General features: G+C 43.3%; 14 protein-coding genes. 10 read left to right on the top strand and 4 right to left on the bottom strand.

The window, feature by feature from the left end:
* Positions 1-23 precede the first annotated feature (23 nt).
* Complete coding sequence (gene hemB, locus VB740_RS21330; RefSeq protein ID WP_323201916.1) at positions 24-1,004, bottom strand: porphobilinogen synthase; 981 nt, start codon at positions 1,002-1,004, stop codon at positions 24-26.
* An 8-nt stretch (positions 1,005-1,012) separates the two neighbouring features.
* Here hemB and VB740_RS21325 point away from each other — a divergent pair, with 8 nt between their 5' ends.
* Entirely contained in the window at positions 1,013-1,291 is a 279-nt protein-coding gene (locus tag VB740_RS21325; RefSeq protein WP_323201915.1) for a hypothetical protein, read from the top strand.
* 50 nt (positions 1,292-1,341) lie between these two features.
* On the opposite strand, the gene VB740_RS21320 is transcribed toward VB740_RS21325, so the two are convergent.
* Positions 1,342-1,701 carry a DUF4870 domain-containing protein gene (locus tag VB740_RS21320; RefSeq protein ID WP_323201914.1) on the bottom strand — a complete coding sequence of 120 codons (360 nt, stop codon included), beginning with the start codon at positions 1,699-1,701 and terminating at the stop codon, positions 1,342-1,344.
* 123 nt (positions 1,702-1,824) lie between these two features.
* Between VB740_RS21320 and prfC the strand changes: the two genes are divergently transcribed.
* From prfC to VB740_RS21295, 5 genes are all read left to right on the top strand, one after another.
* Positions 1,825-3,453, top strand: a complete 1,629-nt coding sequence (gene prfC / locus VB740_RS21315; RefSeq protein ID WP_323201913.1) for a peptide chain release factor 3 — start codon at positions 1,825-1,827, stop codon at positions 3,451-3,453.
* 197 nt (positions 3,454-3,650) lie between these two features.
* Entirely contained in the window at positions 3,651-5,921 is a 2,271-nt protein-coding gene (locus VB740_RS21310) for a M48 family metalloprotease (protein ID WP_323201912.1), read from the top strand.
* Positions 5,922-6,544: 623 nt separating this feature from the next.
* Entirely contained in the window at positions 6,545-7,051 is a 507-nt protein-coding gene (locus VB740_RS21305; RefSeq protein ID WP_323201911.1) for an RNA-binding protein, read from the top strand.
* Between the two features lie 464 nt (positions 7,052-7,515).
* Positions 7,516-7,956 carry a SufE family protein gene (locus VB740_RS21300; protein ID WP_323201910.1) on the top strand — a complete coding sequence of 147 codons (441 nt, stop codon included), beginning with the start codon at positions 7,516-7,518 and terminating at the stop codon, positions 7,954-7,956.
* Positions 7,957-8,050: 94 nt separating this feature from the next.
* Positions 8,051-8,965 carry an alpha/beta hydrolase gene (locus VB740_RS21295; protein ID WP_323201909.1) on the top strand — a complete coding sequence of 305 codons (915 nt, stop codon included), beginning with the start codon at positions 8,051-8,053 and terminating at the stop codon, positions 8,963-8,965.
* 52 nt (positions 8,966-9,017) lie between these two features.
* Here VB740_RS21295 and VB740_RS21290 read toward each other — a convergent pair whose 3' ends face one another.
* A complete protein-coding gene (locus VB740_RS21290) occupies positions 9,018-9,962 on the bottom strand; it encodes an all3515 family Zur-repressed PEP-CTERM protein (RefSeq protein WP_323201908.1) in 945 nt (314 codons plus the stop codon).
* Positions 9,963-10,263: 301 nt separating this feature from the next.
* On the opposite strand from VB740_RS21290, the gene VB740_RS21285 reads away from it, so the two are divergent.
* The 3 genes from VB740_RS21285 to VB740_RS21275 all read left to right on the top strand — a co-directional run bounded on the left by VB740_RS21285 (position 10,264) and on the right by VB740_RS21275 (position 12,744).
* Positions 10,264-11,235 (top strand): GTP-binding protein, encoded by a 972-nt coding sequence (locus tag VB740_RS21285; protein ID WP_323201907.1) that lies wholly within the window; start codon positions 10,264-10,266, stop codon positions 11,233-11,235.
* A 94-nt stretch (positions 11,236-11,329) separates the two neighbouring features.
* Positions 11,330-12,391, top strand: coding sequence for a WD40 repeat domain-containing protein (locus VB740_RS21280; RefSeq protein WP_323201906.1), 1,062 nt, complete (start codon positions 11,330-11,332; stop codon positions 12,389-12,391).
* An 80-nt stretch (positions 12,392-12,471) separates the two neighbouring features.
* Positions 12,472-12,744 carry a hypothetical protein gene (locus tag VB740_RS21275; protein ID WP_323201905.1) on the top strand — a complete coding sequence of 91 codons (273 nt, stop codon included), beginning with the start codon at positions 12,472-12,474 and terminating at the stop codon, positions 12,742-12,744.
* A gap of 101 nt (positions 12,745-12,845) precedes the next feature.
* Here the strand turns inward: VB740_RS21275 and VB740_RS21270 are convergent, their stop codons facing one another.
* On the bottom strand, positions 12,846-13,070 hold the full coding sequence (locus tag VB740_RS21270; RefSeq protein ID WP_323201904.1) for a hypothetical protein: 225 nt from the start codon (positions 13,068-13,070) through the stop codon (positions 12,846-12,848).
* A 3-nt stretch (positions 13,071-13,073) separates the two neighbouring features.
* Here VB740_RS21270 and VB740_RS21265 point away from each other — a divergent pair, with 3 nt between their 5' ends.
* Positions 13,074-14,678, top strand: coding sequence for an NAD(P)H-quinone oxidoreductase subunit N (locus tag VB740_RS21265; RefSeq protein WP_323201903.1), 1,605 nt, complete (start codon positions 13,074-13,076; stop codon positions 14,676-14,678).
* Positions 14,679-14,686 lie beyond the last annotated feature (8 nt).

Below are 14,686 nucleotides of genomic sequence, written 5' to 3'. Positions count from 1 at the left end.
AATTAGTATTCAATATGTCTATCCTACTTTAACCATCGCGCCGCATCTTTAGCATGATAAGTCAAAATCAAGTCTGCACCAGCCCGTTTAAACCCAGTTAAAGTTTCCATAACCACGCGTTCTTCATCAATCCAACCATTGAGAGCCGCAGCTTTCACCATCGCATACTCACCAGAAACATTGTAAGCGGCAACTGGTAAGTTACTCGCTTCTTTCACCCGCCAGATAATGTCCATGTATGCCAAGGCTGGCTTAACCATGAGCATATCAGCACCTTCAGCGATATCTAGTTCAATTTCTTTAATCGCTTCGCGGGCGTTACCTGGGTCCATTTGGTAAGTCCTTCTGTCCCCAAATTGCGGTGTCGAGTCTGCTGCATCCCGAAATGGGCCATAGTAACCCGAAGCATACTTAGCAGCATAAGACAAAATCGGCGTGTCTTGAAATCCGGCTTCATCCAAACCCACGCGAATTGCCTGAACAAAGCCATCCATCATCCCAGAAGGCGCAATGATATCGGCACCGGCTTTCGCTTGAGAAACTGCTGTTTTTTTCAACAATTCCAGAGTTGGGTCATTTAAAACTCGTCCCGTTAAATCACCAGTTTGTAAATAACCACAATGACCGTGACTGGTGTACTCACATAAACAAGTATCAGCAATTACAATCAAATCTGGCACTGCTGCTTTTACCGCAGTCGCTGCTTTTTGGACGATACCGCAATCATGCCAAGCGCCAGTGGCATCCACATCTTTATCAGCCGGAATACCAAATAAAATAATAGAAGGAATTCCTAAGTCATAAACTTCTTTTGCCTCTTCGACAATTTTATCTACCGAAAGTTGGTAGACTCCGGGCATTGATTTTACTTCGTTAGCGATTCCCTCACCCGGTACGGCAAATAGTGGGTAAATTAAATCATTTGTTGTTAAAACAGTTTCACGAACCATCCGGCGCAGTTGAGGATGAGTACGCAGACGACGGGGGCGATGTGTAGGAAACATAAAATTTTATGAAGAAAAACAACGCAAAGGGACACAAAACAAAGCGTCACAAAAGCAGGCTAAAATTTCCCTGCCGTCAGACAGACTACAAACAGTGCTTAACTGTCCTTTGCCCTACTCTTAATCAAGTTGTAGGGCAATTTTGTATTCTACAGCTTGGTTGCATCTATCCGACGGGCTGGAAAAAAAACAACATAGTAAGCAATTCAAAATTCAAAATGGTAAAATTCCCTGTTGGCGAAATCCTGGCGATTGGGTGTGTGCAAACTCAAGGCTCAACAGCTTAATAGAAAAGACCCGACAATTCCCAATTTGCAATGCCCGATGAGAATTTGTGCTACAGAAATCGAAAAATATAGGGATAACGGAAGGGTACATCAGGATTGCTGAGAACTCCGATGAGCGCCCAAATTGTTAATCCCCAGTGCAACAAATATCCGATACCCGCTAGTGGCCCCAGCACTAATAAGGGTAACACCAACCAACCTAATAGAAAAAACAGCGCTCCCAGAATTCCTCCATAAAGCCAGACGTTAAAGTGGAAATTGATAGATTCTTTGGCGTTTTCTTTAACAACAGGATCATCAGATACGAACAGTATCGCAATAGGTATACCTACAGATACCAATGTCGTGCTGAGAAAAATGGCTCCATGCGATAAGCCAGATAGAAGCTTTCGCTTGTCTGTGTCGTACATTCTTTTCTCCTATTTAGTCAAATTGTTGGTTATATTACGACCCTATCACGAGCATCGTTGTCTTAAGATTAAAAGACTTACTAGAGTCAAAAAAATTAAGTTAGCTAACAAACAAATACACTTATGTCTACTGAACTTCAGTCTGAACTTATTCAAGCAGTTGAACTTCGCCGCAACTTTGCGATTATTTCTCACCCCGATGCGGGTAAAACTACACTAACAGAAAAGCTGCTGCTATACGGAGGTGCAATTCACGAAGCTGGGGCGGTGAAGGCGCGACGGGCACAGCGTAAGGCTACCTCTGACTGGATGGCGATGGAGCAACAACGGGGTATTTCTATTACCTCCACAGTGTTGCAATTTGAATACCGGAACTGTCAGATAAATTTATTAGATACCCCCGGACACCAAGATTTCAGTGAAGATACTTATCGCACCCTCGCCGCCGCCGATAATGCAGTAATGTTGATTGATGCGGCAAAAGGTTTGGAACCCCAAACCCGCAAATTGTTTGAAGTGTGTAAGTTGCGGGGTATCCCGATTTTTACATTTATCAACAAGCTTGATCGCCCAGGAAGAGAACCTCTGGAATTGTTGGATGAAATTGAGCAAGAATTGGGATTGCAAACCTATGCGGTAAACTGGCCGATTGGGATGGGCGATCGCTTTAAAGGTGTTTTTGATCGGCACAAGCAACAAATTCACTTGTTTGAACGCAGCGCCCACGGCAGCCGAGAAGCCCGTGATACGATAGTCGAATTAGGCGATCCGAGAATAGAAGAACAGCTAGAACAAAGCCTGTATCACCAACTGAAAAATGATCTGGAACTGTTAGATGGAGTTGGGCCAGAGCTAGATTTACAGTTGATACACGAAGGCAAAATGACGCCTGTGTTCTTTGGTAGCGCCATGACTAACTTTGGGGTAGAGTTATTCCTTAAATACTTCCTCGACTATGCCCTCAAACCCGGTTCTCACTACAGCAGTCTTGGCGAAGTTGCTCCTACATACCCGGAATTTTCGGGGTTTGTCTTCAAACTGCAAGCGAATATGGACCCGAAACACCGCGATCGCGTCGCATTTATCCGGGTTTGCACTGGTAAGTTTGAAAAAGATATGATGGTGAATCACGCCCGCATCGGTAAACTCATCCGTCTGTCTCGCCCGCAAAAACTCTTTGCCCAAGAGCGAGAATCTATTGATGTGGCTTATCCTGGCGATGTGATCGGTTTGAACAATCCCGGTGTTTTTGCGATCGGGGATACAATTTACACGGGACAAAAGCTGGAATATGAGGGAATTCCGTATTTTTCGCCGGAACTGTTTGCATCTCTGAGGAATCCCAACCCCTCGAAGTCTAAACAATTCCAAAAAGGCATTGCGGAATTGCGAGAAGAAGGTGCTGTGCAAATTATGTATTCAACTGATGAAGCCAAGCGCGATCCAATTTTGGCGGCGGTGGGTCAGTTGCAATTCGAGGTAGTGCAATTTCGCTTACAAAACGAGTATGGTGTAGAAACCATATTAGAGTTATTGCCCTATAGTGTCGCCCGTTGGGTTGAAGGTGGTTGGGAAGCATTAGAAAAAGTGGGACGGATATTCAATACCACTACAGTTAAAGACAGTATGGAACGGCCAGTGCTGCTATTCCGCAATGAATGGAATTGTCAACAGTTGCTGGGCGACCATCCAGAGTTAAAATTAAGCGCGATCGCTCCAGTATTTTCTAGTCAACAACCAGTGAAGGAATGAAGAAGAATACAGAATACAGAATTCTGAATTAGTCCTACAAAAGAGCCAACTGAATTCTGATTCCTGACTTCTGAATTCAATCTTTATCATTCACTTGACAAGCAAAACTTGAGCGCGGTTGATTTCCACGGCATCCGAGGTTCGCGCTTTTGCACAAACGTGGATCATATAGAAGAGATTGGAGTGCCAGAATTTGTATGCCTTCACATGCCAAACCGTCTTTGGAGGCTGGTTTAGTTGCCCTCAAGCAGGGGAATTACCAAACAGCGATCGCTCAACTAGAACCTGTTGCTAGTAGCCAAAGTAATGGTACTGCTAGCTTACAAGCCCAGGTTGGTTTAGTGATGGCTTATGCTCGCACTGGCGAAGTTCCCAAAGCGATCGCTATTTCCCAGAATCTCATTGAGAGTAACAATCCGCAAGTTCAAGAGTGGGCAACACGCGCTCTCGAACACCTGACAAAACGTAAAAAACGCGATCAAGAATCAAAAAATGTCGAAACTGGATTTGTTGCTTTTGCTAATTCAACTCCAGATTCTCCCCCAGTTACCCCCGCGGAAACTCCTACATTAGAGGAAAAGCCAGAAGATCAAGTAATAGAAACCAAGAGCGACAATACCCCGCCGATGGTGCCACTAGGTAGACTCAAATCTACAGTAACAACACCACCACCGCCACCACCATCGGCTGTCCCTCTAAGCGGTTTCATGGGTTCTGTTACCCGCACCCAAGCTAAATTATTTGGTGTCATTTATTGGCGGCAAGCACAACGCGCCAAAGCATGGCAACCCTTACGTAAACCGAAATTAATTCCCTTGCGGTTGCTGACAGCAGGAACATTCATTGCCCTGTTTTGGGTGATTCGGGAAATCTTCAAGTTAGCATTTGGATTCATCAACCAGACTTTAGTTAAACTACCCTATCTGGAGCCGTTACAGCTTTTATACCGCGATCCTACTAAATTCTTGCTAATAGCATTGGTGATTCTGATCGCAGTATCACCTTGGTTGCTGGATCTGCTACTGGCGAACTTGTATGGTCAGCGAGAATTTAGCAAAGATGTATTGAATGCCCATAGCCGCGAAGCCGTCCGGGTGCTACAACGTTGTTGCCAACAGCGGCACTGGCCGTTACCCAAACTGCGGATTTTACCAATGGCTGCACCAATTATCCTGACTTATGGTAGCTTACCACGTAATGCCAGGATTGTTGTGAGTCAGGGGTTATTAGAGCAACTGGCAGATGATGAAATTGCAATTATCTACGCTACGCAGCTAGGGCATATTGCTCACTGGGATTTTGCTGTGATGTCTTTGTTGCTGCTGGTGACACTACCAATTTATAAGCTATATCAGCAAGTGTCGCAGTGGGGAGACAAAATATCAGGGATTTGGCGCTGGCCGCTGACAATTCTGGCGAGTCTCGTTTATGGAGTTTGGTGTTTGCTGACTGGGACTGCATTGTGGTTGTCGCGGTTGCGGCTTTATTATAGCGATCGCGTCGCCTCTGAAATTACTGGTAATCCCAATGCCCTGATTCGCGCTTTACTCAAAATCGCCATTGGCATTGCAGCTGATATCCAAAAACAGGAAGAGACCAGTTGGCAGCTAGAAAGCTTAAATTTCTTGATACCAGTTAGCCACCTACAAAGCCTTTCTTTGGGCACTATTGCCAGTAATTTATCCTTTGAATCATTTTTGAAGTGGGATACTGCCAATCCCTATCGCCGATGGTTTACGATTAATAATAGTCATCCTTTAATGGGCGATCGCATCGAACGCCTCTGCCAAATAGCCCGTCACTGGCATCTAGACACCGAACTACATTTTGCAAGCGAACCATCAAAGGTTAAGCGTCAGTCTTTTTTATTACACATCGCCCCCTGGCTGGGAATTCCTCTAGGGGTTCTGTTTGCAGCTTTAGTCTGGTTAACCTGGCAACTAGCATTCGCACTCAAGTTTTTAAATCTAAAGTGGATATATGAAGATTGGTCTTTCATTACAGGCTGCCTTCTGATTGGCTTTAGCATTGGTACAGTGATGCGGATTAATTCTTTTTTCCCCGATATTAAACCTGTCACTGTGCAAACTGACGACTACTTACCCAACCTGTTAGCTGACCCTTCTGCTCTACCAATTGATAGCGTCAGCGTGCGTCTTGTAGGTAAATTATTAGGTCGTCAAGGCAGTAGCAATTCCCTAGCGCAAGATTTAATCCTCCAATCCAGCGCAGGTTTAGTGAAATTACACCACATTTCTTGGCTAGGACAGTCAGTCAATCACCAGGATCTAATCGGGCGGCAAATTATCGTCACAGGTTGGTTCCGGCGAGGAGCAACACCTTGGATCGATATCCAAACCCTGGAAACCCAAAGTGGAAAAACCATTCATAGCCCGCATCCTATTTGGTCTACTTTTTTGGCAGTTGCAGCACAGGCTTGGGGCGCATATGTTTTTCTCACTGGTTAGTCATTGGTCATTAGCAAAAGACAAAGGACAAATTGGAATGTAAAGAAAAGTTGCAGGTTTTCTTTGAAAGTGTTACATTTATTTACACGAACAATAGCAGCCGATATAACTCAGTACTACAACTTAGTTGTGAAATCGGATGCTTTTCCCCCGCTCCATACCTTTTTATCCTCCCAACACAGCAGGAAATTAACCAGCCAATGGCTGGTTTTTGTTTCAAAATATGCTCACTTGAATAAAAAATGTGTTTTATGTTACGATGCAACAATACTAATGTCGGAAATGTATGCGCTAAACTAGCTACGTAGAAAATACCGTGGTAATGTAAGGAATGGTATTTGATTCTGCGAAAAAGGCATGGAAGAAAGCGTGTACTTTAGCAGGCAATAGGCTATTAAATTTACAATTCTTAGAATTAAGGTGTTATTAGCTCACCATAGTGTGGGCCTTTGGATTAAACAAGCTTGATCCCGACGAAAAACTGTATTGTTGTATAGGTTAACAGTTTCGAGCAAAAAAAATTGGTTGATGGCAGTCTTGGTCAATAGCATCTATTTAAAAGCCAAAGCCAAGTTATTGTTTTCTTACCTTGCCATGTTCATTCAACTCTGGAGGTATAGTTCATGTCCATTCGCCTATATATAGGTAATTTGCCTAAAGAAGAAATAGATCGTCAGGATCTGCAAGCAGTTTTTGCAGCAGAAGGTGATGCTGTAACTACTAAATTAATTAAAGACCGTAAAACTGGCAAATGCCGTGGTTTCGGTTTTCTGACAGTTAACAACGACGAACAAGCTGACGAAATTATTGAAAAATATAATGGTCAGATGTTCAAAGACACTCCCATTAAGCTAGAGAAAGCATTACCTCGGACAAAGGGTGAAGAGGGCGACGAGCAAGCTCCCAAACCAGTTACTGCTGCTAGTAGTACCCCCACTCCTATGCCTACTAGAGAAGGTAGCCGCCGCGAGAAAAGCTCTAAGAAGCCTCGTCGTGGCGGCGGTGGCGGTGGAGGTTCTCGTGAAAACAGCACTACAACAACCGATTCAGACGCTATTCGTCCAGATCCACGTTGGGCTTCGGAATTAGAAAAGCTGAAGCAGATGCTAGCTGCACAAACTACGAATTAATCCCTAAGGGAGAGAAATTAAAAATTAAAAATCAGAATTTTTTTTTGATTTTTAATTTTTAATTGTTGATTATTACCTAGCTACTTAGTTAAAAGCTAATTACATCTGATTTTGCCATACCCCATACTTACGTAATAGCAATAAGTCTATACTGATACAACCGTAACTCCTTTAGAGTTGCTGTTAAAGCCTACCTATAAAAAAATTAAGTTTTTGTAATTAGACGCATCAAAAAAACTGACGAAGATGAATGCGATGTCTAGGTTGGGCTGCGCCTACGCAGTAATTATCTGGATTTGATAAATTATATTCAGTAGTGGCAAGCTTCATAATGCCAAGTCAACCGGAGGCGCGTAGGCGTAGCCTGCACTTCTCTGCGAGACGCTGCGCTCAGTGACCGCCGTAGGCATCGCTCTAAAGATAATCTACACTCAAAGTGGTACCGATCGTTTTCAGCTTCTGTTATGTCCTCAACTCTAGATTCTTTGCCACCTGCGCTCGCTAAAATTGTCCAGCGCTTTCAACGCGCTTCCGAACCGAAGCGGCGCTACGAACAGCTAATCTGGTATGCTCAGAAGCTCAAGGAGTTCCCAGAAGCTGATAAATTACCTGAAAATAAAGTTCCTGGTTGCGTATCTCAAGTTTATATCACAGCAACCTTGGATGATGGTAAGGTTGTGTTTCAGGGCGATTCCGATTCTCAGTTAACTAAAGGATTAGTAGGGCTTCTGGTTGAAGGATTACATGGACTAACGCCAACTGAGATTGTCCAACTTACCCCAGATTTTATTCAAGAAACAGGTTTAAATGTTAGCCTGACACCTTCCCGTGCTAATGGATTTTACAATATTTTTAAAACCATGCAAAAAAAAGCATTGGAATGTAAGTTAGATTTGCCTAGCTAAACTTGGTCATTTGTCATTAGTCATTGGTCATTGGTCATTTGCAAAGGACAACTGACAAATGACAAAAAACGTACAATTACCAAAATTTAGTCTTATGTCAACCAATTTATTATCTACTCCTGCTGCTGTTGGCTTTGGTGGAGTAGTTCAAGAATATCTCTGGAATTGGGAAAATCAGCAATTGCGCGTTGTTTATGAAACCCTTGGTAAAGGTTCACCGCTATTGCTTCTACCATCTTTCAGCAGTGTTTCAACTCGCTTAGAAATGGGTGAACTTGCCAGGTTACTAGCTCCCAATTTTCAAGTTGTAGCCGTAGACTGGCCAGGTTTTGGTGAATCTTCTCGCCCTAGCTTGAATTACCGACCAGAAATATATCAGCACTTTCTGGAAGATTTTGTCAAAGCTATTTTTAATACTCCCATTACTGTGGTAGCGGCTGGCCATACTGCTAGTTATGTTTTACAATTAGCTGTCAAACAACCTGCTACTTTCTCAAGAATTTTATTGTTAGCTCCTACTTGGCGTGGGCCTTTGCCGACAATGGGGGCAAGTCAGCAAATAGCTGGCTTTGTGAGAGAATTGGTGCGATCGCCTATACTTGGTCAAGCTCTCTACAAACTCAACACTACCCCATCCTTCTTAAGTTTGATGTATCGCCGTCATGTATTTACTGACGCGGCTAAAATTACACCCAGTTTCATCGAGAAGAAATGGCAAACGACTCAACAACCAGGAGCGCGATTTGCATCTGCTGCCTTTGTAACTGGTAATCTCGATGCTGTACACGAACAATCTGATTTTCTGGGACTTGTGCAGTCTTTAACCGTACCGCTCATGGTAGTAGTTGGGGAATCTAGCCCCCCCAAATCACGAGAAGAAATGAACGCTTTGGTAGCCTTACCAGGAGTGAGAAGCGTTGTTATCCCTGGTTCTCTGGGACTACATGAAGAATACCCAGCAGTTGTTTTAGAAGCAGTTCAAGATTTTTTGTTCTCTCCAGAAAATTAAATCCTCGCACCAAGACGCAAAGAATCGTTTTGCATCTTGGTGCGAGATTAGATTAGTTCAAGCTACTGCGAGTAAGTTTTTGCAAGCGAGACAGAGAAAGCGCTAGTAAACCGACTATACCAAGACCAAGAACAGTTGATGACTCAGGCACTGCCTTGACTTCAAAATCAAAATTGAAAGTGCCAGACTCTTTAAAGGGAATACGGTGATTATCAGTGCCTAAATCCACTAATTTGAATGATGCAGAATAACTTCCCAGTGGTGCAGCAGCATCAGTCCAAAAAGTAGGGGTGAACGAAAAATTATCACCACTGCCGATTGTGTAAAGATCACCGACTGACTTGACAATATCAACGCCTGCTGAATCGCCAATATTCAATCCATTACTAATTGACGCTAATTGTAAACCAATATTTGCACCCTCAAGAGACGACTGCCAACGACCATTAGAGCTATTAAACAAATACTGGTTGTCTAATTCTTTTGAAGTTTTTAGAGACGCTATAGGTTCTATTGTCAGATTGCTATATTCCTTATCTGTTGCAGTACTAATCAAACGACCAGTATACAACCCTGTGCCAGGTAATAATGTTAGCGGCGGTTGTTCTGAGTATGACTCAGGAATTCGGTTATTTGTATTGGTTGGGTTAATGGTTGGGTTATCTAATGACCCTGAGTAGCTATAAGCACCAATGCCGTGGAAATGGCTAGATTCCGGCGTGTCTTCATTCCTGTGTGCAAACAGAAGGGTCAAACGATTATAGTTAGGGTTCTCCAAACCTGCGTATGTCCCTGTAGAGAGAGCCTCCAAACCATCTAACCCAATATAAAAGCCCGTTTCTTCTGAATGATTATGAGTATCATCTGCTTGTGCGGGTGTCAAAGCGGTAGATAAAACCAACGGTGCAACGATAAAAAAGCTTATTGCAATAGACGCAGATGCTTGTCCTGCTTGAGTTAATTGCTTTCTCAAGTCGGTAGTGTTTTTTGAAACCACCACGCTACTCCATCAAAGTATAATTTTTTTGCCTGAGATAATGATTATCATTTTAGTAGTCAGATTGTCAAGGTATTAACCTGCGACTTACCGCAGGGTGTTGGCTTGTATGCAATATTGCCAGCCAACTTTTGAATATCTATTACTTATTACAGATGCATAAAAATAAAATGTTTGTTCATTAAACTATGTAATGATTTTGCTGAAACTCAAAATAACAGCAAGTTCGCACAAAAATATAAAAAGATTTATCATGGGCGATAATGATTATCCATAAGGTGAGACAAGAGGAATTCAGAGTATGGTGGCTGACGTAATCAACAATTCAGTTCCCGTTACTGTTCTTACAGGCTATTTGGGAGCAGGTAAAACGACTCTACTCAATCACATCCTCACCTACGAACACGGCAAAAAAGTTGCTGTGATTGTTAATGAATTTGGGGAAGTGGGTATTGATAATCAATTGATTATCGATGCAGATGAAGAAATATTTGAAATGAATAATGGCTGTATCTGTTGCACAGTGCGCGGCGATTTAATTCGCATCATTGGCAATTTGATGAAGCGGCGCGATAAATTTGACCATTTAGTAATTGAAACGACTGGATTAGCCGATCCTGCACCAGTGATTCAAACATTTTTTGTTGATGAAGATTTGCAAAGTCAATTGTCTTTAGATGCGGTGGTGACAGTCGTAGATGCCAAGCACATCTCGCAGCACTGGGATGCAGACGAAGCACAAGAACAGATTGCTTTTGCCGATGTAATTTTACTTAATAAAACAGATTTGGTAGCGCCAGAAGAGTTGAATGAATTGGAGAAACGGATTCGGGCGATGAATGCGATCGCAAAAATCTACCGTACCCAAAATTCTGAACTAGGAATGGATGCTTTATTAGGTGTAAAAGCCTTTGATTTAGATCGTGCATTAGAAATTGATCCAGATTTCTTAGGCGAAGATGCCCACGTACACGATGAAAGCGTCTTTTCTGTGGCTTTAGTAGAAGCAGGTGCAGTGGATGGAGAAAAATTAAACACTTGGCTTTCGGAGTTACTTCGTACCCAAGGGCCAGATATCTTTCGGATGAAAGGCATTTTAAATATTGCTGGAGAAGATAATCGATTTGTATTCCAAGGAGTACACATGATATTTGATGGCAAACCCGATCGCCCCTGGAAAGCAAGCGAAACCCCCAAAAACGAACTAGTATTCATCGGTCGCAACCTTGATGCAGCGCAACTCAAGCAAGATTTTCTCGCTTGTCTAGCTTAAATAGGGAGTGGGGAGTAGGGAGTAGGGAATTTACCATTCTCCATTCTCCATTCCCTATTCCCCATTCCCCATTCCCCACTCCCCCTTTACAAATATGAACTCAACAACCAGCAAATCTAAGGAATTTGAACAACACTATTCGGGGACACTTTCAGATTATGTAACTGCGATCGCTTGGTCGCCACAAGGTAAAACTTTAGCAGCAACTTCTGCCGCCGGGGAAGTAGTTTTGTGGAATAATGGCGAACTTACAAGTTTACAAACTGGTAACGGTAAATCAGTAGACTGTCTAGCTTTTTCACCAGATGGAAAATTTTTAGCCGTTGGTGGACAAGATGGACAAGTGAAAATTTGGCAGAATACTGAATTAATCGCCACCTTGGAAAATGCCCCCGCATGGGTTGACAAGCTAGCTTGGAATTACACCAGTAACCAACTAGCTTTTAGTTTGGGGCGTTACGTCCAAGTTTGGGATGCAGATACTCGTGAAATTGTCGTGACGCTGAATTTTGAAAACTCGTCAGTTTTGGCCATTGATTGGCGCATTGATGGGCAATACCTAGCCATTAGTGGTTACAAGGGAGTCAAAATTTGGCACAGTCAAAACTGGGATGAAGAACCATATAACCTAGATATGACTACTGTCAGCGTAGCGATGGCTTGGTCGCCCGATGGCAAATTCCTGGCTTCTGGCAACATGGATCGTAGTGTCACCGTTTTGGAATGGAACAACCCCGATCCTTGGGTAATGCGCGGCTTCCCTGGTAAAATTCGCCAATTGGCATGGTCAGAAGCTACTACGAAACTAGGTGCGCCAATACTGGCATCTTCTAGCGTTGAAGGTATTGTGGTGTGGGAAAAGCTAGAGGATGATTCTTTAGGTTGGGAAGCGCGAGTATTAACAAATCATGTGGGTGTGATTAATGCGATCGCCTTTGCACCTAAAAGCTTCCTTCTCGCTTCTGCTGCTGCTGATGGCTGGTTGTGTTTGTGGAACAAAGCCAAGGAGGTATCCCAAATTATCACAGGTGTCTCAGCAGGATTTTCCACTTTAGCTTGGCATCCCCAAGGGAAGTTACTGGCCGCAGGCGGTGAGAATGGCGAATTACTTGTATGGTCAAAGGTTTTGCGAGGTCAAGGATTCGGGCGTAGTTAAGCAATACTCAAGTAATTAAATGTTGAACCTCGGCAATTTATTGGCTATGCTGTATCAGCAAAGGTATCTTTGTGTAAATTATGAACATAGTCAAACTGATTTTACTTGCTTGTCCTACATTTCTGGTATCCATGTTGCTGATAGTCAATCCAGCACACGCATCCAGCCTGAAATCTGCTTATGCTACCCAAATTATGACGGTAGTTTCTACACAACAAATTCCCGATCTGGCAACACCATACTTGATTCAAACATCTAATCCGATTATTGATCAACTTGGTTGCAATTGTGCCAACTGTGTTCAGTCTAAATTTCAGTCATTACAAGGCAAGCTGCCATCCGTCGGTTTTTAATAAACTTAGGAGTTATAAATATTATCGGGGCACAGCATTGCTGTGCCCTTATTAATTTTATAAGCTTTTTGTACGTAAGTATCGCACTGGTTGCAGCATAATTATTGATGATATTTGCTAAAAGTCACGCCTGAAAAACGAAGTAGGAAAGTTGTTAAGTGAATCCCTGGATACTGAGAAAGCTGCTGGTAAAGTAGTAAGGTTGGTGCGATCGCCATCTGCACCCAAGCTGTTAAGCTCTTGTTAAAAGAGCTAGTCCGGGGATTAGAAAACTTGCTAGAGTGAACAGAGTTAGCCTTAATGTCTAATCCCCAAAACCTATACATCTCATGGATTTTGCTAATATTGCATCCCAGCTAAACGCTGGAACGATTTTGCCAGAGGGGATTGTTATTCTCACCCTCTTGGGGGTTTTGATTGTTGATTTGATTTTGGGGCGTACATCCGCACGCTGGATTGGATATCTAGCGATCGCAGGTTTATTTGCTTCGATTGTCGCCCTCTATTTTCAATGGGACTCTCCTAATCCCATCGGTTTTACCGGTAGCTTTAACAGTGATGACCTGAGTATCGTCTTTCGCGGTATTATTGCCTTGTCTGCGATCGCCACTATACTGATGTCAATTCGCTACGTTGAGCAGAGCGGCACTGCTTTAGCCGAATTCATCGCTATTTTGCTGAGTGCTACTCTAGGAGGGATGTTTTTATCCGGGGCTAGTGAGTTGGTGATGATTTTCATCTCCCTAGAAACCCTGAGTATCTCCTCTTACTTGTTGACAGGTTATACTAAGCGTGACCCCCGCTCCAATGAAGCGGCGCTGAAATACTTGTTAATTGGAGCTTCCAGTACAGCAATATTTTTGTACGGTGTATCCCTGCTGTATGGACTATCTGGAGGACAAACCGAACTAAGTGCGATCGCTAATGGCATTGCCACAGCAAAAGTGGGACAATCTTTAGGTTTAGTGATTGCCCTGGTATTTGCGATCGCGGGTATTGGCTTCAAAATCTCCGCTGCACCCTTCCACCAGTGGACACCAGACGTTTATGAAGGCGCTCCCACCCCAGTCATAGCCTTTTTATCTGTCGGTTCCAAAGCAGCTGGGTTTGCCCTAGCCATCCGCTTGCTGACAACAGCCTTCCCTCTTGTTGCTGACGAGTGGAGGTTTGTCTTCACAGCTCTAGCCGTTCTCAGCATGATTTTGGGTAATGTAGTTGCCCTAGCTCAAACCAGCATGAAACGGATGCTAGCTTATTCATCCATTGCCCAAGCTGGGTTTGTGATGATTGGCTTGATTGCTGGTACACAGGCGGGCTATGCCAGTATGATATTTTACCTACTGGTTTATCTGTTCATGAACCTGTGCGGCTTTACCTGCATCATCCTGTTCTCATTGCGGACAGGAACCGACCAGATTGCCGAATACTCTGGTTTATATCAAAAAGACCCACTCCTAACACTGGCATTGAGTATTTCCCTGCTTTCCTTGGGTGGTATTCCACCATTGGCAGGATTTTTCGGCAAGATTTACTTATTTTGGGCTGGTTGGCAAGCAGGACTTTATTGGTTAGTCTTGCTGGGCTTAGTTACCAGCGTCGTCTCCATCTATTACTACATTCGCGTAGTTAAGATGATGGTAGTCAAAGAACCCCATGAAATGTCGGACGCGGTGAAGAATTATCCCCAAGTGCGTTGGGATTTGCCTGGGCTAAGACCTTTGCAAGTCGGGTTGGTAGTAACATTAATTGCCACTACAGTAGCAGGGATTTTGTCAAATCCACTGTTTACTTTGGCTAATAATTCCATCTCCAATACCCCATTTTTGCAAGCAACAATCAACACTAATATAAAAGCACAAAATCTAGTGCTTTTGCAAAAGTTAGATTCGGTTAATCAGTCTCAACCTTCAGTTGATTCTACTGCTAAGATTTAACCGATTCT

It is taken from the genome of Nostoc sp. UHCC 0251, assembly GCF_034932245.1.
Taxonomy (GTDB): domain Bacteria; phylum Cyanobacteriota; class Cyanobacteriia; order Cyanobacteriales; family Nostocaceae; genus Nostoc.
This window is presented reverse-complemented; position numbering and strand designations above follow the sequence as displayed.